A 20,456-nucleotide genomic window follows, 5' to 3' on the forward strand; every position below is an offset into this window, starting at 1 on the left:
GCAACCTGCACCGGTACGCCCGACTAGTCGGACATGACCGGGGGGTGAATTCCTTCACGCCGCGCCGCTGTCGGAGGTATGGGCTAGGAATGTAGCCATGGAGTCGAGCGGCACCAACTGGACGGTGGACTCGGTGCGGTCCGCCGACGGCACCACGATCGCGTACGAGACGGCCGGCGAGGGACCGCCGATCGTCCTGGTCGGCGGGGCCTTCAACGACCGGAGCACCACGCGCCCGCTGGCCGCCGCGTTGACCGCCGACTTCACCGTCTACGGCTACGACCGCCGGGGTCGCGGCGAGAGCGGCGACACCGGCCCGTACGCGGTGCAGCGCGAGATCGAGGACATGGCCGCCCTGATCGACCGTGCGGGCCCCGGCGCCCACCTCTACGGCCTCTCGTCCGGTGCGATCCTCGCGGCGTACGCGGTGGCCGAGGGGGTGCCGGTCAGCGGGCTGGCGCTCTTCGAGCCGCCGTTCCAGGCCGGCCCGCACGGCGGCGCGAAGCCGGGGCTGGCCGAGCGGTTGAGCGAGCTGGTCGCGGCCGGCCGGCGCGACGACGCGGTCGCCCTCTTCCTGACCGACGCGGTCGGCGTGCCCGCCGAGGCGGTCGGCGGGATGCGCGACGCTCCGGAGTGGGCCTGGATGGCGGGGCTGGCACACACCCTGGCCTACGACACCACGGTCACCGGCTACGCCGGACTGCCCGCCGACCGGCTCACAGCGATCGCCGTGCCCACCGTGGTGCTGGACAGCACGGGCAGCCCACCGTGGCTGCGCGACGCGGCTGTGGCGACAGCCGGGGTGATCCCCGGGGCCACCCACCTCAGCCTGGCGGGCGGCTTCCACGAGGTGCCGCCGGAGGTGCTGGCCCCCGCGCTGCGCGACGCCCTGCTCGGCTGATCCGGTCCGGCGCCCACGGCACCGGCCCCCAGGGACCAGGGAGCCGGCGCCGCGCGCCGGGTGGACCAGCAGGAGGGTGCGGCGCCCACTGGTCCACGAACGGGTGCCGAGCGGCACGCCGTCGACGCTGCCAATGTCACCGAGAGACGTTTGCGTGGACAACCTCTGCGCAGGCAAATACAGCCACCGGGTGAGAGATCCCGACCGAACGGCGGCCCGTTCTGCCGGTCCGCCCGGTAGCGCTCCCGCCACAGGGCCGCCAGCCGCGCCGCGTGCAGGTTGGTGCCGTACGCGGCGTACCAGAGGAGCCGCTCGGTCAGAACCAGCAGGTCCGCCCGGCGGCGTGGCTGACCTGGACGGTGTGCGTCACGCAGCCGCCGCCGGAGACCAGGTGCAGCAGGAACGCGGTCGGCTCGGCGACCCACCCGATCTCCGAGTCGTCCGACATGGCCAGGCTGACCTGCATCCAGGTGCTCGGGGCGGTGGTCAGCACCGTACCGGCGAAGGCGCTGGTCACCGGCCGGTGCAGGTGGCCGGCGGCGACACGGGCCACATGGGGGTGGCGCCCGATCACCTCGGCGAGGGCGTCCGCGTCGGTGAGCCCCATGGCGTCCATGGCCGGGACGCCGACCGCGACCGGCGGATGGTGCAGGCACACGACGGCGGGCACGTCTGGGCGGCCGGCGAGCACGCCGTCCAGCCAGCCGAGCTGATCGTCGCCGAGCCGCCCGGCGTCGTCGCCGGGGGCGTGCGAGTCGAGCACCACGAGCGTCCCGTCCGGCTGGTCCACGTGGTAGTGGGCCGAGAAGCCGCCACCCAGGTACGGGGTGCCGCCGAAGGTGTCGAGCAGGGACTCCCGGTCGTCGTGGTTGCCGGCGGCGAGGTGGACGGGCAGCGGGAAGCGCGCGATGACCTCGCGCAGCGCGAGGTACTCGTCCGGGCGGCCGTTGCTCACCAGGTCGCCGGTGATCACCACGCAGTCGGGCCGGGGACGCAGGGCGAGGACCCGGCCGAGCGCCCGGTGCAGCCCCGACGCCTGCTCCGCGGCGAGCGGGCCGGTGGTCACGTGCGGGTCGCTGAGCTGGGCGATGAGCATCGGCGCCTCCTGACGAGCCCGGACCCCCACGCTATCGCCGCCGACCCCCGCCGCGGGCCCCGCCGCACCCACAGGCCCCGTCCACAGCCTGTGGATAGCACATGTGTACGAAGGTCGCCGGCTCCTCCGATGAGTACCCTTGATCGCGCCCCGCCCCCTCCGAGCAGGAACGACGTGGATCACGAGCGAGTCGTCCGAGACGTCACGGTCCGCCTCCCCATGGCGTCGACCGCGCTGGAGGCGTGCCAGTGGACCGTCGCGGCGCTGGCCCGGCACACCCCGGCGACGATCTCGATCCTGCTCCAGGTCCACGACCGGCTCCGCTGCGTCGCGGCCACCGGCGCCTGGCAGGTCTTCTCCACCGTGCCGTTGAAGACCGGGAGCGACAACGCCGACGCGCCGCGCCGCGACCCGGAGCCGTCGATCGTCGCCCGGGTGTACGACTCCGGCGAGCCCGCCACCGTCCCCGACGTGACCGCCGACCCCGACTACCTTCCCGTACGCCCCGACGTCACCGCCGAGATCTGCGTGCCGGTGCGGGACCGGGCGGGCCGGCCGCTCGGCGTGCTGGACCTGCAGTGGAGCGGCCCGGTCGAGACCGACCGGTGGCGGGCGACCACGCAGCGGCTGGCCGACCGGCTCGGCGCCCGGATCGGGGCGCTCGGCGGCCCGCCGGCCGAGAGCCGCAGCGAGAAGCTGCTCCGGCACGCCGCCGCGATGACCACCGCCCCCACCGACTGGGACCTGATGACCGCCGCGATCACCGCGGCCCGGGACGTCTCGGCCCTCTCCGCCGCCGTGCTGATCCTCGCCGACCGGCGCGAGCCCCGGCTGGGCGCGCCGACGGGCACCCCCGGCCCGCTGGAGGCCCGGATCCGGGCCGAGCTGGCCGAGGCCGGGCCGGCGGCGCTCGGCCGGATGATCGCCCGGGCGCACCGGCACGGCTCGGCGTACACGCTGGGCGAGGCGGGGCACCCGCCGACCGAGGACTACCTGCCGCTGACCCGGGCCGGGGCGCGCACCCTGGTGGCGGTGCCGGTCGGCCCGCCGGACGGCGGCGGGGTGCTGCTGGTCGCCGACGAGCGGCTGCTGCGCCCCGACCCGACCACGGTCAACCTGATCGAGCTGCTGGCCGGGCAGGCGTGGACCTGCCTCGACCGGCTGCGTACGCTCGCGCGGCTGCGCGAGCAGGCCAGCTCGGACCCGCTCACCGGGCTGCGCCACACCGGGCCGTTCGGACAGCGGATCGCCAGCGCCACGCCGGGGCGTACCGCCCTGCTGGCGATCGACGTGGACGGCTTCAAGGACGTCAACGACACGTACGGCCACCAGGCCGGCGACCGGCTGCTGGTGGGGCTGGCCCGGGCGCTGGAGGGGGCGCTGCGCCAGGGCGACGAGCTGTACCGGACCGGCGGCGACGAGTTCGTCGCGGTGATCGAGGTGAGCCGCCCCGAGGAGGCCGTCCGGATCGCCGAGCGGCTCACCGAGGCCGCCCGCCGCGCCGGAAGGACGATCAGCGTCGGCGTCGCCCTACCCCGCCCCGGCGAAACCCCGGAGCGAACCCTACGTCGCGCCGACCAGGCCCTCTACGCCGTGAAACAACACGGCCGAGACGGCGTACACCTCTCCGCCGCCTGACCGGCGCGGCGGAGCGGGCGCCGGGCGGCGCGGCCGGATCAGCGGGTCAGCTCCTTCGCCAGGAGTTCGGCGATCTGGGCGGTGTTGAGGGCGGCGCCCTTGCGAAGGTTGTCGCCCGTCACGAAGAGGTCCAGGGCGCGCGGGTCGTCGACCGCGCGGCGGATCCGCCCGACCCAGGACGGGTCGGTGCCCACCGCGTCGATCGGCATCGGGAACTCGCCGGCGGCCGGGTCGTCGACCAGGATCACGCCGGGCGCGTTGCGCAGCACCTCGCGGGCCCCCTCGGCGTCCACCTCGGTGGCGAAGACCGCGTGCACCGCGACCGAGTGGCCGGTCACCACCGGCACCCGGACGCAGGTCGCGGAGACCTTGAGGTCGGGCAGCCCGAGGATCTTGCGCGACTCGTTGCGCATCTTCAGCTCCTCGGACGACCAGCCGCCGTCCGCCAGCGAGCCGGCCCAGGGCACCACGTTGAGCGCCAGCGGCGCCGGGAACGGGCCCAGCTCGTCACCGACCGCCTGCCGCACGTCGCCCGGCCGGGAGCCGAGCACGCGGTCTCCGGCGATCTTGCCGAGCTGGGCGTGCAGCGCGTCCACGCCGGCCTGCCCCGCCCCGGAGACCGCCTGGTACGAGGCGAGCACCAGCTCACGCAGGCCGTACTCGCGGTGCAGCGGGGCGATCGCCACGATCATCGCCAGGGTGGTGCAGTTGGCGTTGGCGATGATCCCCTTCGGCCGGTTCCGGACCTGCTCGGGGTTGATCTCGGGAACGACCAGCGGGACGTCGCGGTCCATCCGGAACGCGCCGGAGTTGTCCACGGCGACCGCGCCACGGCCGACCGCGACCGGCGCCCACTCGGCCGAGACCTCGTCCGGGACGTCGAACATGGCCACGTCCACGCCGTCGAACGCCTCGGGGGTGAGCGCCTGGACGGTCAGCAACTCGCCCCGGCACTGCACCTGGCGGCCGGCCGAGCGCTCGGAGGCGAGCAGCCGGATCTCGCCCCACACGTTGCGGCGGGAGGAGAGGATCTGGCACATCACCGTGCCGACGGCGCCGGTCGCTCCGACCACGGCGAGGGTGGGCAGCGACGACATCCGCACTACCGCCCGGTGCCGGCGTAGACGACGGCTTCGGTGTCACCGCCCAGGTCGAAGGCGTCGTGGATGGCCCGGACCGCCTTGTCGAGGTCGGTGTCCCGGCACACCACGGAGACCCGGATCTCCGAGGTGGAGATCATCTCGATGTTCACGCCGGCCGCGCCGAGGGCGGCGAAGAAGCCGGCCGCGACGCCCGGGTGCGAGCGCATGCCGGCGCCGATCAGGGAGACTTTGCCGACGTGGTCGTCGTAGAGCAGGCCCTTGAACTTGACCGGCTCCTGGATCTTGCTGAGCGCGGCCATCGCGGTCGGGCCGTCGGTCTTGGGCAGCGTGAACGAGATGTCGGTGCGGCCGGTGCCCTCGGTGGACACGTTCTGCACGATCATGTCGATGTTGATCTCGGCGCCGGCCACGGTGTCGAAGATCCGCGCGGCGGCGCCCGGCTCGTCGGGCACCCCGACGATGGTGATCTTCGCCTCGCTGCGGTCGTGGGCGACCCCGGTGATCAGTGCCTGTTCCACAGGAAGGTCCTCCATCGATCCGGTGACCATCGTGCCGGTGTTGGTCGAGTATGACGAACGGACGTGGATCGGCAACCCCGCGCGCCGGGCGTACTCGACGCTGCGCAGGTGCAGCACCTTGGCGCCGCAGGCGGCCAGCTCCAGCATCTCCTCGTAGGTGATGTGCCTGATGTGCCGGGCGTTCGGCACGATCCGCGGGTCGGCGGTGAAGACCCCGTCCACGTCGGTGTAGATCTCGCAGACATCCGCGTCGAGCGCGGCCGCGAGGGCCACCGCGGTGGTGTCCGACCCGCCCCGGCCCAGCGTGGTGACGTCCTTGGTGTCCTGGGAGACGCCCTGGAAGCCGGCCACGATGACCACCGCGCCCTCGTCGAGCGCGCCCTTGAGGCGACCCGGGGTGACGTCGATGATCCGGGCCCTGCCGTGCACCGAGGTGGTGAGCACGCCGGCCTGCGAGCCGGTGAACGAGCGGGCCTCGTACCCCAGGTTGTGGATGGCCATGGCGAGCAGCGCCATGGAGATCCGCTCCCCGGCGGTGAGCAGCATGTCCAGCTCGCGGCCGGGCGGCAGCGGGCTGACCTGGTTGGCCAGGTCGAGCAGCTCATCGGTGGTGTCCCCCATGGCGGAGACCACCACGACCACGTCGTCGCCGGCCTTGCGCGCGGCCACGATGCGCTCGGCCACCCGCTTGATCCGCTCGGCGTTGGCGACGGAGGACCCGCCGTACTTCTGCACCACGAGTGCCACGACGGTGCACTCCCTCCCAGCGACGACCCTGAGCGTGCCGGCGCCGCCGGTTTCTTCGGTCCGGCGGCGCGTGTCAGACCTCCTCAGGGTATCGGGCGGCGCACGGCGCCGGGTCAGGTGATCCCACCATCCGGCCCGGCGTGGGGCGGCTCACCGGGGCCGACCCGGCCGCGCGACACGCCGACCGGAACACCCGTACGGCGGGCTCCCCGCACCCGGGCCGGCACCGCAGAATGACCCGGTGCACGCACACCGACGCGCGGCCCGGCGACTGACCGGCGCCCTGGCGCTCACCCTGCCGGCGCTCCTGGCCGCCTGCACCGCCGACCCGCCGAGCCCGGCCCCGACCAGCACCGCCGATCCGGTCCCGGCCGAGGCGGACGCGGCCCGCGACGAGCTGGCCGCGCTGGCCGCCGCCGCGCAGGACCGGCACCTCACCGCCACGTACACCTTCGAGCCGGCCGGAGGCGCGGCCCGGACGGTCGCGGTGACCAGCGCGAACGACGGCACCTGGCGGGTGGACGTGCCCGGTTGGGGGCGGGGCGGCACCGTCGACGTCTCGCTCGCCGCGAACGCGGACGGGCTCTTCCAGTGCGCCCTGCCCTCGGCCGGATGGGCGCAGCCGGCGGGCTGCGTACGCCTCGGTGACGCCGACGACGCCGTGCCCCGGAAGCTGGACCCGCGGGTGCAGCACCCGTTCACGGACTGGCTGGAGGTGCTCACCGACCGGCGCGCCCCGCTCGCGGTCTCGCCGGCCGCCCCGCTGCCCGGGGTGAGCGGCGAGTGCTACTCGGTCGAGTCGACGTCGGCCTCGCTGAACGCCCCGCTGGACGTGGGCATCTACTGCTACCGGCCCGACGGCACCCCGGCGGCGGTCCGGGCGGCCTTCGGCACCCTGAGGCTGGCCGGCGAGCCGGGCGCGGCGCCGGCCACCGTGCAGTTGGCCGGCCCGGTCACCGAGGGCGACCCGGTGAGCCGGGAGGCGCCGTCGCCGACCGACAGCCCGAGCACGGGAACGCCCTGACCCCGATGTCCGTTACGGGTGCTCTTGGACACATCTGACCGGGGGCGGTCGAGGGTGCAAAACACCCATGAGGGATGCTTCTCCGCATGCTCGACCTCACCCCGCTGCTCGCCTTCCGCTGGAGCCCACGCGCCTTCGACCCGACCGCCGAGCTCAGCGGCGACGAGGCCACCTCGCTGCTGGAGGCCGCCCGCTGGGCCCCCTCGGCCGGCAACGCCCAGCCGTGGCGGTTCGCGTTCGGGCACCGGGAGGACGACACCTGGAAACGGCTGCTGGTCAGCCTCCCCGACGGCGACCAACGCTGGGCCCGGCACGCCGCGGCGCTGCTGCTCGGCGCGCACACCGGCGGCGACCCCGAGCGGGCCGCGTACGACCTGGGTCAGGCCGTCGCCCACCTGACCGTGCAGGCCACCGCGCTCGGCCTGCACGCGCACCAGCTCACCCGCTTCGACCGGGCCGGCCTCGTCACCGAACTGGACCTGCCGGTCGGCATCCGGCCCACCGTGGTGGTCGCGATCGGCCGGCTCGGCGACCCGTTCGCGCTCCCCGATGACCTGCGGGACCGGGAGACCGAGCTGCGCCGCCGCCGCCCGCTCGCCGACCTGCTCCTGGCCTGATCCGCCCGGCCGGGGTCAGGCGCCGCCGCTGGCCCGGAGCAACACCGTCGCCGCGTCGGTGGCGCTGGTCGGGCTGGCGATCGCACCCGTGGTGGCCTGGGCCGGGCAGGCGCCGCGGTTGGGCGCCGCGACGCCGGACGAGGCCGTGACACCGGTCCCATAGTCCGGACCTGGCTTCCCACCGCCGGTCTCACCACGTAGGGTGACCTTGTCATGTGGCGCGCGTACCTTCTCCTTGGCTGCCGCGACGAGGCCTGACCGGCCGGCACCTCGTCGCGGAGTTGAACCGCGCCGTCCAGCACATCCGAACTTCCTCTCGGCACCGCCGCGCACCGTCGCCCGGCAACTCGCCGACACCTTCCGATCTGCTGACGCCACATGTTCCCAGGGAGCACTCCGAGATGGCTCAACCTGTCACCGACGCTGAGACCGATCCGATCGCCCGGCAGCGCCCCAGCCGGATGCCGTTCCAGCGTTACCTGCCCTACCACCAGCAGTTCCGGTTCGACCTGCCGGACCGCGCCTGGCCCACCCGCCGCGTCGAGACCGCGCCCCGCTGGTGCGCGGTGGACCTCCGCGACGGCAACCAGGCCCTGATCGACCCGATGTCCCCGGAGCGCAAGCGCCGGATGTTCCAGCTGCTGGTGCAGATGGGCTACAAGGAGATCGAGGTCGGCTTCCCCTCGGCCAGCCAGACCGACTACGAGTTCGTCCGCCAGCTGATCGAGCAGGACCTCATCCCGGAGGACGTCACCATCCAGGTGCTGACCCAGTGCCGGGAGCACCTGATCGACCGGACCTTCGAGTCGCTGCGCGGCGCCCGCCGGGCCATCGTGCACTTCTACAACTCCACCTCGACGCTCCAGCGCCGGGTGGTCTTCGGCCTGGACCGGGACGGCATCACCGACATCGCCACCACCGGCGCCCGGCTCTGCCAGAAGTACGCGGAGATCCACACCCCGGACACCGACATCCACTACGAGTACTCGCCCGAGTCGTACACGGGCACCGAGCTGGAGTACGCGCTGGAGGTCTGCGCCAAGGTCATCGAGGTGGTCGACCCCACCCCGGACCGGAAGCTGATCGTCAACCTGCCGGCCACCGTCGAGATGGCCATGCCGAACGTCTACGCCGACTCGATCGAGTGGATGCACCGGCACCTGCCCCGCCGGGACAGCCTGGTGCTGAGCCTGCACCCGCACAACGACCGGGGCACCGGGGTGGCCGCCGCCGAGCTGGGCCTGCTGGCCGGCGCCGACCGCATCGAGGGGTGCCTGTTCGGCAACGGCGAGCGCACCGGCAACGTCGACCTGGTGACCCTGGGACTGAACCTGTTCTCCCAGGGCATCGACCCGATGATCGACTTCTCGAACATCGACGAGATCAAGCGCGCCGTCGAATACTGCAACCAGCTGCCGGTGCACGAGCGCCACCCGTACGCGGGCGACCTGGTCTACACCGCCTTCTCCGGCTCGCACCAGGACGCGATCAAGAAGGGCTTCGACGCGCTGCACGCCGACGCGGCGGCGGCCGGGGTGCCGGTCGACGAGTTCACCTGGGCCGTGCCCTACCTGCCGATCGACCCGAAGGACCTGGGCCGCACCTACGAGGCGGTCATCCGGGTCAACTCGCAGTCCGGCAAGGGCGGCGTCGCGTACATCATGAAGTCCGAGCACCAGCTCGACCTGCCGCGCCGCCTCCAGATCGAGTTCTCCGGCGTGGTCCAGCAGGTCACCGACCACGACGGCGGCGAGGTCGAGCCGGGCACCATGTGGGAGATCTTCGCCCGCAACTACCTGGCCGACCACCAGGTCGACCCGGCGGTCACGCTGGCCGGCTACGCCATCGGCACCGCCGAGGGCAAGGTCGAGATCGAGGCCCGGGTCGGCCACGACGGCGAGGTCCGCCCGCTCACCGCGGTCGGCAACGGCCCGATCGACGCGTACGTCAACGCGCTCCAGTCGGTGGGCGTGGCCGTACGGGTGCTCGACTACCACGAGCACGCCCTCTCCTCCGGCGGGGACGCGCAGGCCGCCGCGTACGTGGAGTGCGAGGTCGACGGCCGGACCGTCTGGGGCGTCGGGGTGGACGCCAACATCGTGACCGCCTCGATCAAGGCGGTCACCAGCGCGGTCAACCGCGCCCGGAGCTGAGCAACGGGTGGCCGGGCCCCGCACGCCGGGGCCCGGCCACCCGGTCAGACCGGTACGACGACGGGGTTGCCGTCGTCGAGGACGACCGCCTGCGCCACGATGACCCGCTGCCCGTCGAAGGTGGCCGCCGGCGAGCCGTGCAGCCGGTAGCCGTCGGCCAGCAGGTCGCTGACCCGCCGGCAGAAGTCGGCGTCGTCCGGCCCGGTCAGCAGCCGGTACCGCAGCCGGGCCGGCGTCCCACTCTCCTGATCACCCATGGCCCGACGCTAACAGCACCACCGGTCACCGCCGGTCCGGCGGCGTCGAGGCGGGCAGGGAGGGGCAGGGCTGGGCGCCGGGTGCGGTCCGCGCCGGCCGGTGGATCAGCAGGCCGGCCAGCACCGCCCCGGCCAGCAGCAGGCCGGCGCACCAGAGCATCGCCCCGCGGAACGCGTCGGCCAGCGCGCTCTTCTGCTCGTACCCGGTGCCGGAGAGGCCGACCAGCAGCGGCAGCGCCGCCACCGCGAGCAGGCCGCCGGCCCGGGACGCGGCGTTGTTGAAGCCGCTCGCCACCCCGGCGAACCGGTCCGCCACGGCGGCCAGCACGGACGCGGTCAGCGGGGCGACCACCAGGGTGAGCCCCGCGCCGAACAGCGCCACCCCGGGCAACACGTCCACCCAGTACGAGGCCCCGGGGCCGACCCGGCGCAGCAGCAGCAGGCCGGCTGCGGCGACCACCGGGCCGACGGTGAGCGGCAGCCGGGGGCCGATCCGGGCGGCGAGCGCCCCGGCGCGGGCCGAGCCGACCAGCAGCAGCAGCGTCATCGGCACGGTGGCCAGGCCGGTGAGCAGCGCCGACCAGCCGACCACGTTCTGCAGGTAGACGGCGAGGAAGAAGGTGAAGCCGCCGAGGGCCGCGTACACCACCACGGTGAAGACGTTCAGCACGGAGAAGAGCCGGCTGCCGAACAGCCCGGTGGGCAGCATGGCGGCGTCGCCGCGGCGCCGCTCGACCAGCACGAAGACGACCGCGCCGAGCACCCCGAGCACCGCCGCGACCAGCACCGTCGGGGAGCCGGCGCCGCGCGCCGGGGCGTCGATCAGGGCGTACGTGACGCCGCCGAGGCCCAGCGCGCCGAGCAACGCGCCGGCCACGTCGAAACGCCGGCCGGCCCCGGTACGCGAGGCGGCCTCGTCCCGGCTCTCCGGCACCCAGCGCAGCGCGGCGAGCACCACCCCGACGGCCAGCGGCAGGTTCACGAAGAAGATCCACCGCCAGGAGAACGCGTCGATCAGCCAGCCGCCGAGGAGCGGGCCGAGCGCGGTGGACACCCCGGAGAGCCCCGACCAGGTGCCGATCGCCCTGGCCCGGTCGTCCGGGTCGAAGCTGGCCTGGAGCACGGAGAGCGAGCCGGGGGTGAGCAGCGCCCCGCCGGCACCCTGGAGGAACCGGGCCGCGATCAGCCAGCCGGTCCCCTGAGCCAGCCCGCAGAGCACCGACGCCGCGGCGAACCACACCACCCCGACCAGGAAGACCCGCCGCCGCCCGAACCGGTCGCCGAGCGCGCCGCCGAGCAGCACGAAGGCGGCCAGCATCAGCAGGTAGCCGTTGACGGTCCACTGGAGACCGGCGACGGTGGCCCCCAGCTCGGCGCCGAGCCGGGGCAGCGCCACGTTGACCACGGTGCTGTCCAGGAAGACCATGCCGGAGGCGAGGATCGCGGCGAGCAGGGTGCCGCGTCCGGCGGCGGAGCCGATGCGCAGCGCGGGGGCGGGTGCGGTCATGGGTAACCACTCTGCCGGGCCCTCCACTTCCGACGCCACGATTCACGGAAACCGTCGCCCGGGTACTGTGCGGGATCGCCCGGAGCACGCAAGCTGGAGGGGTGTCGTCTGTGCGTACGAGATCAGGAGCCGGTGCCGGGATGGCCGCCGCGCTCACCGCGGTGCTCGCCCTCGGCGTGGCCGGTTGCGTGCCGGTCGACGAGCCGGACACGCCGCCCAGCAGCGCCGGCAACGTCAACCAGCAGCTCGGTGAGCTGACCGTCGCCGCCGCCGGGTCGATGAAGGGCTACAGCCGGACCCGCTTCCCGCACTGGCGGGACACCGGCAAGAACTGCGACGTGCGGGACAGTGTGCTGCAACGGGACGGAGAGGGCATCAAGCTCTCCGGCTGCAACGTGGTCGACGGCCGCTGGGAGAGCCCGTACGACGGGCTGACGCTGACCGATCCGGCCGACGTGGACATCGACCACATGGTGCCGCTGGCCAACGCCTGGCGCTCCGGCGCCGACGAGTGGGACGACGCGAAGCGCGGCGACTTCGCCAACGACCTGACCCGGCCGCAGCTGATCGCGGTTTCCCTCCGCTCCAACCGGGCAAAGGGTGACCAGGACCCGTCCCAGTGGAAGCCGGCGAACCGCTCGTTCTGGTGCCAGTACGCCGCGGACTGGGTGACGGTCAAGCACTACTGGCGGCTGACGGTGACCAGTGCCGAGAAGGCCGCCCTCACCGACATGTTGGAGGGCTGCACATGGGCGAACAAGCCGTGACCGGGGCCGGTGGCACACCGGCGCCGGAGAGGACGCCGGACGCCACCGGGGTGGACGCCGCGGCGGCCGGCGGTGCGACCGTGCCGGGCCCGACCTCGGCCGGGATGACGGCCGACGGCATACCGGCCGCTCCCGCCGACGTCTCCGGGGCCGGGATGTCCGCCGACGCCACCCCGCCCGCGCCCGCCGGCGCCCCGCCTGCGCCCGGACCGCAGGAGCGGACCAGCGACATCACCGCCGGCCCGGGCGGGGTGATGACCGACGAGGCCGGTGTGGTGACCGGCGACCTGACGCTGCGCACCGAGTACGCCGACGGCCAGGTCACCCTGCGGGTGCAGTACAAGGACGCCGACGAGTGGTACGCGGTGACCGGCGGCCGGGTGCCGCTTGCCGATCCGGCCGCGCTGGACGCTGTGCACACCGTCGCGGTGGCCCTGCTCAACCGCCCCGAGGGCTGACCCGCTCCGAACGCGACGAGGCCCCTTCCCCGATGGGGAAGGGGCCTCGCGTCGTGCGTCACGGCGTCGGGATCAGCTCGCCGGTGTCGCCCGGCGCCGCGCCGTCGTCCGGCCGGACCAGCTCCGGCTCCACCTCGTGCGGCCGGATCCGACCGGCCGCGATGTCCTCCGCGTAGTGGCAGGCCACCCGGTGCCCGCCGAGCACCTCGCGCAGCGCCGGCCGCTCCTGGGCGCAGCGGGTCGGCTGGGCCCACGGGCAGCGGGTGTGGAACCGGCAGCCGGCCGGCGGGTTCGTCGGCGAGGGCAGGTCGCCGGCGAGCAGGATCCGCTCCCGGCGGTCCTCTACCTGCGGGTCCGGCACCGGGACCGCCGACATGAGCGCCCTGGTGTACGGGTGCATCGGCTCCCGGTAGAGGTCGTCGCTGGACGCCTCCTCCACCAGTCCGCCGAGGTACATCACCCCGACCGTGTCGGCGATGTGCCGGACCACCGCCAAGTCGTGGGCGATGATCAGGTACGTCAGCCCGTGCTCGTTCTGCAGTTCCTCCAGCAGGTTGATCACCTGCGCCTGGATCGACACGTCCAGCGCGGAGACCGGCTCGTCGGCGACGATCAGGTCCGGGTCGAGCACCAGCGCGCGGGCGATGCCGATGCGCTGGCGCTGGCCGCCGGAGAACTCGTGCGGGTACTTGCTCAGCGCCGAGGCGGGCAGGCCGACCGCGGCGAGCGTCTCCCGGAGCCGCCTGTCGGTGGCCGCCTTGTCCTTGGCCAGGCCGTGTGCCTTGAGCCCCTCGACCAGCAGTGACTCCACCGACTGCCGGGGGTCCAGGCTGGACAGCGGGTCCTGGAAGATCATCTGGATCCGGCGACGCATCCGGCGCATCGACTCGCCCTTGAGCGCGCGGATGTCGGTGCCGTCGAAGACGATCTCCCCGTCGGTCGGCTCGACCAGCCGCAGCAGGCCCCGGCCGAGGGTGGACTTGCCACACCCCGACTCGCCTACCAGCCCGTACGTCTCGCCCTTGTTGATGGAGAGCGAGACGCCGTCGACGGCGTACACGTAACCGACGGTGCGGTCGAAGAGCACACCGCTCTTGATCGGGAAGTGGACCTTGACGTCGCGCAGTTCGACAAGTGGTCCGGTCCGCTCGGTCGACTCGGTCACGGCACCGCCACCTCCTCGGAAACGGGGTTGTTGCAGCGCAGGTCGCCGCCGGTCGCGGTGGGTTCGAGCGGGGGCGCGCCCTCCAGGCAGGCGTCCACCACGTTGTCGCAGCGGGGGGCGAACGCGCACCCCTCGGCCCACGGGATGTTGTCGGCCACCGAGCCGCGGATGGCGTGCAGCCGCTCGCCCCGTGGCGAGTCCAGCCGCGGCACCGAGCTGAGCAGCCCGTGCGTGTACGGGTGCCGGGGCCGGGCGAACAGCTCGTGCCGGGCGGCCCGCTCGACCACCTTGCCGCCGTAGAGCACGTTGACCGTGTCGCAGAGGCCGGCCACCACGCCCAGGTCGTGCGTGATCATGATCAGCGCGGTGCCGGTCTCGTCGACGAGCTGCTTGAGCAGGGTGAGGATCTGCGCCTGGATGGTCACGTCCAGCGCGGTGGTCGGCTCGTCCGCGATGAGCAGCCGCGGCTTGCAGGCCAGGGCGATGGCGATCAGCGCGCGCTGCCGCATGCCGCCGGAGATCTGGTGCGGGTATTCCTTGAGGCGCCGCATCGGGTCCGGGATGCCGACCGCGTCCAGCAGTTCGCGGGCCTCCTTCGTGGCCGCCTTGCGGTCCATCCCGCGGTGCCGCTCCAGCACCTCGGCCACCTGGACGCCGATCGGCACGACCGGGTTCAGCGAGGACAGCGGGTCCTGGAAGATCATGCCGATGTCCCGGCCGCGCCGGTCCCGCATGTCGTCCGGGCGCAGCTTGAGCAGGTCGGCGCCGTCGAAGTTGACCTCACCGGTGACCTTGTTGCCCCGCCGGGGCAGCAGGCCCATGATCGCCAGGCTGGTCACGCTCTTGCCGCAGCCGGACTCGCCGACCAGGCCCACGGTCTGCCCCGGCTCCACGCTGAAGCTGACCTTGTCGACCGCGGTGAACGGCCGCTCACCGCGACGCTGGAACACCACGCTCAGATCGCGTACGTCGAGCAGGCTCATCGGGTCACTTCCTCACGGTGCTGGTCCTTGGTCCGCATCGCCGTCACCGCCGGCTCTTCGGGTCGATCGCCTCGCGCATGCCCTCACCCAGCAGGGTGAAGCCGAGCGCGACCACGATGATCGCGACCGCCGGGTAGTAGGCCAGCTCCGGCCGCACCTCGAAGTAGCGCTGGCCGTCCACACCGAGCATCAGGCCCCACTCGGCGCGGTTGATGTCGGGGTCACCGAGACCGAGGAAGGAGAGCGACGCCGCCTCCAGGATCGCGGTGGAGAGGGTCAGCGTCGCCTGCACGATCACCGCGGTCATCGCGTTGGGCAGCATGTGCCGGAGCACGATCGACCCCTGCTTGACGCCGAGCGCCCGGGCGGCCAGCACGTGGTCGCTCTCCCGCTGGGCGAGCATCGAACCGCGCAACAGCCGGGCGAAGATCGGCACGTTGACGATGGCCACCGCGATGATGACCGTCCACTGGCTGGACCGGCTGGCCATGGCCACCAGGCTGATCGCCAGCAGCAGGGCCGGCAGCGCCAGCATCACGTCGGTGAAGCGCATCAGGATGTTGTCGACCCAGCCGCCGAACGCGCCGGCGATCGCGCCGATCAGCACGCCCAGGGCCAACCCGATGAGCGTGGCCAGCACGCCGACGAAAAGGGTCTGCCGGCTGCCGTGGATCATGCGGGACAGGAAGTCCCGGCCGAGCGGGTCGGAGCCGAGCGGGAACTCGCTGCTGGCGCCGGGGATGTTGTCGACGGTGAGGTTCTTCGTCAGCTCGTCGAAGCGCTGCGCGGGGTCGTGCGGCGCGAGCAGCGGCGCGAAGATCGCGACCAGGACGAAGAGCGCCACGATGGACGCGCCGACGATCGCCGTCGGGTTGCGCCGCAGCCGGCGGAACGCGTCCCGGACCAGGCTCACGCCGCCCTTGTCGGCGGTGGCCTGGGCCAGCTGCTCCAGCCGGGCGCGCTTGCGCTCGCCGAGCCGCTCGATGCCACGCGGCAGGGTGCCCTCGGGCTTCTCCTCGACGGCGGCGGGGTCCACGCTCTCCCGCGGGGCGCCCACGGTGGGCCGGGTGATCGGGTCACTCATCGCACACGCACCCTCGGGTCGATGAAGGCGTAGGAGAGGTCGACCAGGAGGTTAACCAGCACGAAGACCAGCGCGGCCAGCAGGATCAGCGCCTGGAGCACCGGGTAGTCGCGGCCGCCGCTGATCGAGTTGTAGATCAGCGTGCCGAGCCCGCCCCAGTTGTACACCCGCTCGGTGAGCACCGCGCCGGAGAGCAGCGCGCCGGTCTGCAGGCCGATGGTGGTGACCACCGGCAGCAGGGCGTTGCGCAGGATGTGCCGGCCCCGGATGGTCTTGTGGCGCAGGCCCTTCGCCTCGGCGGTGCGGACGTAGTCCTCGTTGAGCACGTCGAGCACGCTGGCCCGGGTGATCCGGACGATCACCGCCAGCGGGATGGTGGCCAGGGTGAGCGCCGGCAGGATCAGGTGCCACAGCGCGTCGGCGGTGGCGTCGAACTCCCGTGTGAGCAGGCCGTCGAGGACGAAGAAGCCGGTGATTTCCGTGTTGTCCACGCCGGTGCTCATCCGGCCCGAGGGCGGGAACCAGTGCATGTTCTGGGTGAAGACGTCCTTGAGCAGGTAGCCCAGGAAGAAGATCGGGATCGAGATGCCGAGCAGGGTGCCGGCGATGCTCAGGTTGTCGAGCAGCCGGGCGCGGTGCCGGGCGGCGATGTAGCCGAGCGGCACGCCGAGCCCGATAGCGATGATCATGGCGGCCGCGGCCAGCTCGATGGTGGCCGGGAAGGCGCGGCCGATCACCTCGGTGACCGGATCGCCGCTCCGGATCGAGTTGCCGAAGTCGCCGGTCAGCAGCCGCTGCATGAACTTGCCGTACTGCACCAGGATCGGCTGGTCGTAGCCGAGGGCCTTCACCAGCAGGGCGCGCCGCTCCGGCGTGGCCCGCTCACCGAGCAGCGCCTCGATCGGGCCGCCGGGGAGGTTCCGCAGCCAGACGAAGACCAGCGCGGACAGCCCTATCAGGGTCACCACCAGCTGCAGCAGGCGGCGGACTATGACTCGCAACATCTCTCACACACCAGATTCTCGGTAACAGCGGGTCGGCCCGGGCCGGGAGAGAGAGCCCGGCCCGGGCCGATTCCGCGTACGGCGTCAGCGGTCAGTAGCGCTTCAGCCGACGCTGACGGTGTTGAACCGCTCGTCGGTCAGGGGGCTGGCGACCAGACCCTTGACGTCCTTGGTGACCACGATGGCCGGCGGGGCGTGCCAGACCGGCACGGCCGGCAGCCACTTGGCGGCGATGTCGCGGTTGACCTGCTCCCACGCGGCCTTCTTGCCGGCCTCGTCGACCGTGGCGTCGGCCTTGGTGATGGCGTCGAACATCTCGGTCATCGACTGGTCGCCGAACTCGACCTTGGCGCGGCCGAAGAAGGTGCCGACGAAGTTGCCCGGGTCGTTGTAGTCACCGGTCCAGCCGAGAATGTGCAGGTCCTGCTTGCCGAACTGCTGCACGTCGTCCTTGTAGCCACCGTTCCACGGACGGGCCACACCGTTGACCTTGATGCCGACGGCCTGCAGGTCGTTGGCCAGGACGGTGAAGATCTCCTGCGGGTTCGGCATGTACGGCCGGGAGACGTCGGTCGGGTAGTAGAAGTTGAGCGTCAGGTTCTCGGCGCCCGCCTCCTTGAGCAGCTGCTTGGCCTTGTCCGGGTTGTACTCGTACTTCTGCACGTCCTGTGCGTAGCCGAGCACGGTGTCCGGCATGAACTCGTCGGCGACCTTGGTGCCACCCGGGCCCTTGGTCTGGACGAGCTGCTGGCGGTTGAGGGCGTAGGCGATGGCCTGGCGCACCCGCAGGTCCTTCAGCTTCGGGTTCTTCTGGTTGAAGCCGAGGTAGAGGATGTTGAACGCCGGGCGGTCGAGGACCTGGAAGCCCTCGCCCGAGAGCGCCTTCCGGTCGGCCGGGGCCGGGAAGTCGATGCCCTGGACGGTGCCCGCCCGCAGCTCCTGCTTGCGGGTGTTCTCGTCCTCGATGATCTTGATGACGAGCTTGTCGACCTTGGCCTTCTCGCCCCAGTAGTCGGGGTTCCGGTTCAGGGTGATCTCACCCTTGGCCTTGTCCCAGCCACCGAAGGTGAAGGGGCCGGTGCCGACCGGGTGCTCGTTGGCGAACGCGCTGTACTCGAACGAGTCGCCGTTCTGCTTCACCGTGTCGGCGTCGTACTTCTTCAGCGCCTCGGGGCTGGCGATCGAGAGCGCGGTCAGCGCGAAGGCGCCGGGGAAGGCACCCTTGTACCGGTTCATCGTGACGACGGCGGTGCCGTCGTCCTTGGCCTCGCACTTGTTGTAGACCGGCTCGCCGACACCCTCGGCCTCGTTCTTGGCGAAGCCGCCGAAGACGTCCGAGTAGTAGATCATCTGGGACTGCGCGGCGGCGCCCTTCATGTTGAACCAGCGGTCGAAGTTGAAGCAGACCGCGGCGGCGTTGAACGGGGTGCCGTCGTGGAACTTCACGTTCTTGCGCAGGTGGAAGGTCCAGACCTTGCCCTCGGGGTCGTGCTCCCAGCTCTCCGCCAGGGCGCCCTGCAGATCGGCCGTACCCGGCTTGTTCTGCACGAGGGTGTCGTACATCTGCCGGATCGGCCGGAACGACTCGCCGTCGTCGTTGAAGATCGGGTCGAAGTTCTTCGGATTACCGGCGCCCGCGAAGACGAAGGTGCCGCCGGTCTTGGCCCCACCGCTGTCCTCGTCGCGCTCGCTCTTCGCGCAGCCGGACGCTCCGACCGCCAGAGCGGCGGCGGCCGCGAGGGCCACGGCCGCTTTAAGCCTGCTCGCCTGCATCTCTCACCTCTGTCATGCGCATGTGTCCACGCCGAGCTGTGACTCAGTCCGTGTGCGGGAGGCTATGACACGACACACAGAATGCGGAACGCCCGTTAGGCAATCGCTACCAAGCCGACACCAAGCGCCGGGTCTGACAGCGGCGGATCTCCCGACAAACAGGACTGTCACAGCCGGGAGCAGATAGTGGGATCGGATGAATCGGGGCGAAGCAGGTGCGGGTGGTGAGCCGGTGGCGAATCGCGCTCGTCTCACATTCCGGATGGGCCAACGACGCCGGCCGGCCCCCGAACGGGACCGGCCGGCATGGTCGTGGCAGCGGATCAGATCGCCCGGCGGCCCTCGAACGCGCGGCCCAGGGTGATCTCGTCGGCGTACTCCAGGTCGCCGCCGACCGGCAGGCCGCTGGCCAGCCGGGTCACCGCGATGCCCATCGGCTTCACCATCAGCGCCAGATAGGTCGCGGTCGCCTCACCCTCGGTGTTCGGGTCGGTGGCGAGGATCAGCTCGCGGACCGCGCCGCCGCCCAGCCGGGTCATCAGCTCCCGGATCCGCAGGTTGTCCGGGCCGATGCCCTCCAGCGGGTTGATCGCGCCGCCGAGCACGTGGTAGCGGCCGCGAAACTCACCGGTCCGCTCGATCGCCACGACGTCCTTCGGCTCCTCGACCACGCAGAGCACCTCGTCCGTACGCCGCGGGTCGCGGCAGATCCGGCACTGCTCCGACTCGGCCACGTTGTAGCAGCTGGTGCAGAACCGCACCAGCTCCTTGACCTTGCGCAGCGCACCGGCCAACCGGTTCACGTCGGCGGGATCCGCCGAGAGGACGTGGAACGCGATCCGCTGGGCGCTCTTCGGGCCCACGCCCGGCAGCCGGCCCAGCTCGTCGATCAGGTCCTGGATGGCACCCTCGTACATCTGCCGGCTCAGAACCCGGGCAGGCCGAGGCCGCCCATACCGCCCGCGACCGGGCCCATCTTCTTCTCGGTCAGCTCCCGGGCGGCCTCGGCGGCGTTGTGCACGGCGGCGACGACCAGGTCCTCCAGCGTCTCCACGTCCTCCGGGTCGACCGCCTTCGGGTCGATCTTGACCGACTTCAGCTCACCGGTGCCGGCGACGGTGGCGGTGACCAGGCCCCCACCGGCGGTGCCGGTCAGCTCCGCCTCGGCCAGCTCCGCCTGGGCCTTGGCGATCTGCTGCTGCATCTTCTGCGCCTGCTTCAGCATCTGCTGCATGTTCGGCTGTCCACCTGGGCGCACGGATGGCTCCTTCTCGCACTCGTCTGATCGGCCGCGCCCAGCCTAGTCGGGCGGCGGCACTGCTCCTCGGCGGTCGACGCGCGCTCAGCGCGCGTCCACCTCGTCGATCTTCTCGGCCCCGAACGCCTCGCGCAGCAGCTGCACGGCCTGCTCCTCGCTGGACTGCCGGGCGGTCCGCTCGTCGATCACGTCGTCCAGCGGCTCGTCGCCCGGATCGAAGCCCTCGTACGCGGGCGCCGCCGGGGCCGCGCCCGCCGACCGTCCGCTGACGGGCCCGTCGTAGTCCGGATCGTAGGGCGGCTCCCCGGCCCAGTCGGCGTCCGCGGTCTTCCGGGTCGCCTGCGCCGCCCGCGGACCCTTGCTCGGCCCGCCACCGGCGGCCGCCGCCGCGGCGGCCGCGCGG

Annotated in this window: 19 protein-coding genes and 1 pseudogene; 7 read left to right on the forward strand and 13 right to left on the reverse strand. The window is 72.6% G+C overall.

Annotated elements, in window-relative coordinates; all coding sequences use genetic code 11:
* Positions 1 to 97: 97 nt before the first annotated feature.
* Entirely contained in the window at positions 98 to 901 is an 804-nt protein-coding gene (locus B0E53_RS07870; protein ID WP_107075398.1) for an alpha/beta hydrolase, read from the forward strand.
* Positions 902 to 1,217: 316 nt separating this feature from the next.
* Here B0E53_RS07870 and B0E53_RS07875 read toward each other — a convergent pair whose 3' ends face one another.
* Entirely contained in the window at positions 1,218 to 1,997 is a 780-nt protein-coding gene (locus tag B0E53_RS07875) for a phosphodiesterase (RefSeq protein WP_107075399.1), read from the reverse strand.
* 174 nt (positions 1,998 to 2,171) lie between these two features.
* On the opposite strand from B0E53_RS07875, the gene B0E53_RS07880 reads away from it, so the two are divergent.
* Positions 2,172 to 3,635: a diguanylate cyclase gene (locus B0E53_RS07880; protein WP_107075400.1), complete on the forward strand. Its 1,464-nt coding sequence runs from the start codon at positions 2,172 to 2,174 to the stop codon at positions 3,633 to 3,635.
* A gap of 38 nt (positions 3,636 to 3,673) precedes the next feature.
* Here the strand turns inward: B0E53_RS07880 and B0E53_RS07885 are convergent, their stop codons facing one another.
* Both B0E53_RS07885 and B0E53_RS07890 read right to left on the reverse strand, forming a co-directional pair.
* Entirely contained in the window at positions 3,674 to 4,732 is a 1,059-nt protein-coding gene (locus B0E53_RS07885; protein ID WP_107075416.1) for an aspartate-semialdehyde dehydrogenase, read from the reverse strand.
* A 5-nt stretch (positions 4,733 to 4,737) separates the two neighbouring features.
* A complete protein-coding gene (locus B0E53_RS07890; protein WP_107075401.1) occupies positions 4,738 to 6,003 on the reverse strand; it encodes an aspartate kinase in 1,266 nt (421 codons plus the stop codon).
* Between the two features lie 241 nt (positions 6,004 to 6,244).
* On the opposite strand from B0E53_RS07890, the gene B0E53_RS07895 reads away from it, so the two are divergent.
* The 3 genes from B0E53_RS07895 (at position 6,245) to leuA (ending at position 9,797) form a co-directional block, all read left to right on the forward strand.
* The gene (locus tag B0E53_RS07895) at positions 6,245 to 7,027 is read left to right on the forward strand and encodes a hypothetical protein (RefSeq protein WP_246835292.1); all 783 of its coding nucleotides are present in this window, start codon (positions 6,245 to 6,247) and stop codon (positions 7,025 to 7,027) included.
* An 86-nt stretch (positions 7,028 to 7,113) separates the two neighbouring features.
* Positions 7,114 to 7,644, forward strand: a complete 531-nt coding sequence (locus tag B0E53_RS07900) for a nitroreductase family protein (RefSeq protein ID WP_107075402.1) — start codon at positions 7,114 to 7,116, stop codon at positions 7,642 to 7,644.
* Between the two features lie 401 nt (positions 7,645 to 8,045).
* The gene (gene leuA / locus B0E53_RS07905) at positions 8,046 to 9,797 is read left to right on the forward strand and encodes a 2-isopropylmalate synthase (RefSeq protein ID WP_107075403.1); all 1,752 of its coding nucleotides are present in this window, start codon (positions 8,046 to 8,048) and stop codon (positions 9,795 to 9,797) included.
* 44 nt (positions 9,798 to 9,841) lie between these two features.
* Here the strand turns inward: leuA and B0E53_RS07910 are convergent, their stop codons facing one another.
* Together B0E53_RS07910 and B0E53_RS07915 are read right to left on the reverse strand one after the other, a co-directional pair.
* Positions 9,842 to 10,054 (reverse strand): DUF1737 domain-containing protein, encoded by a 213-nt coding sequence (locus tag B0E53_RS07910; protein WP_091316864.1) that lies wholly within the window; start codon positions 10,052 to 10,054, stop codon positions 9,842 to 9,844.
* A 25-nt stretch (positions 10,055 to 10,079) separates the two neighbouring features.
* Positions 10,080 to 11,561: an MFS transporter gene (locus B0E53_RS07915; RefSeq protein WP_107075404.1), complete on the reverse strand. Its 1,482-nt coding sequence runs from the start codon at positions 11,559 to 11,561 to the stop codon at positions 10,080 to 10,082.
* Positions 11,562 to 11,701: 140 nt separating this feature from the next.
* Here B0E53_RS07915 and B0E53_RS07920 point away from each other — a divergent pair, with 140 nt between their 5' ends.
* Positions 11,702 to 12,328: an HNH endonuclease family protein gene (locus B0E53_RS07920; protein ID WP_210405984.1), complete on the forward strand. Its 627-nt coding sequence runs from the start codon at positions 11,702 to 11,704 to the stop codon at positions 12,326 to 12,328.
* The gene (locus tag B0E53_RS07925) at positions 12,310 to 12,786 is read left to right on the forward strand and encodes a hypothetical protein (RefSeq protein ID WP_107075406.1); all 477 of its coding nucleotides are present in this window, start codon (positions 12,310 to 12,312) and stop codon (positions 12,784 to 12,786) included. Before B0E53_RS07920 ends, B0E53_RS07925 begins: the two co-directional genes overlap by 19 nt.
* A 58-nt stretch (positions 12,787 to 12,844) precedes the next feature.
* Here the strand turns inward: B0E53_RS07925 and B0E53_RS07930 are convergent, their stop codons facing one another.
* From B0E53_RS07930 to B0E53_RS07965, 8 genes and pseudogenes are all read right to left on the reverse strand, one after another.
* Entirely contained in the window at positions 12,845 to 13,951 is a 1,107-nt protein-coding gene (locus B0E53_RS07930; protein ID WP_107075407.1) for an oligopeptide/dipeptide ABC transporter ATP-binding protein, read from the reverse strand.
* Positions 13,948 to 14,934, reverse strand: a complete 987-nt coding sequence (locus B0E53_RS07935; protein ID WP_107075408.1) for an ABC transporter ATP-binding protein — start codon at positions 14,932 to 14,934, stop codon at positions 13,948 to 13,950. Before B0E53_RS07935 ends, B0E53_RS07930 begins: the two co-directional genes overlap by 4 nt.
* Positions 14,935 to 14,977: 43 nt before the next feature.
* A complete protein-coding gene (locus tag B0E53_RS07940) occupies positions 14,978 to 16,018 on the reverse strand; it encodes an ABC transporter permease (RefSeq protein ID WP_107075409.1) in 1,041 nt (346 codons plus the stop codon).
* The gene (locus tag B0E53_RS07945) at positions 16,015 to 17,022 is read right to left on the reverse strand and encodes an ABC transporter permease (RefSeq protein ID WP_107075410.1); all 1,008 of its coding nucleotides are present in this window, start codon (positions 17,020 to 17,022) and stop codon (positions 16,015 to 16,017) included. Before B0E53_RS07945 ends, B0E53_RS07940 begins: the two co-directional genes overlap by 4 nt.
* Positions 17,023 to 17,124: 102 nt before the next feature.
* A complete protein-coding gene (locus B0E53_RS07950; RefSeq protein ID WP_107075411.1) occupies positions 17,125 to 18,795 on the reverse strand; it encodes an ABC transporter substrate-binding protein in 1,671 nt (556 codons plus the stop codon).
* Positions 18,796 to 19,118: 323 nt separating this feature from the next.
* On the reverse strand, positions 19,119 to 19,712 hold the full coding sequence (gene recR, locus B0E53_RS07955) for a recombination mediator RecR (RefSeq protein WP_107075412.1): 594 nt from the start codon (positions 19,710 to 19,712) through the stop codon (positions 19,119 to 19,121).
* Positions 19,713 to 19,720: 8 nt separating this feature from the next.
* Positions 19,721 to 20,029 (reverse strand): YbaB/EbfC family nucleoid-associated protein, encoded by a 309-nt coding sequence (locus B0E53_RS07960; protein WP_233512723.1) that lies wholly within the window; start codon positions 20,027 to 20,029, stop codon positions 19,721 to 19,723.
* 108 nt (positions 20,030 to 20,137) lie between these two features.
* A pseudogene (locus B0E53_RS07965) lies at positions 20,138 to 20,456 on the reverse strand (DNA polymerase III subunit gamma and tau); the annotation flags it as partial.

This window comes from Micromonospora sp. MH33 (genome assembly GCF_003013775.1).
GTDB classification, from domain to species: domain Bacteria; phylum Actinomycetota; class Actinomycetes; order Mycobacteriales; family Micromonosporaceae; genus Micromonospora; species Micromonospora fulviviridis.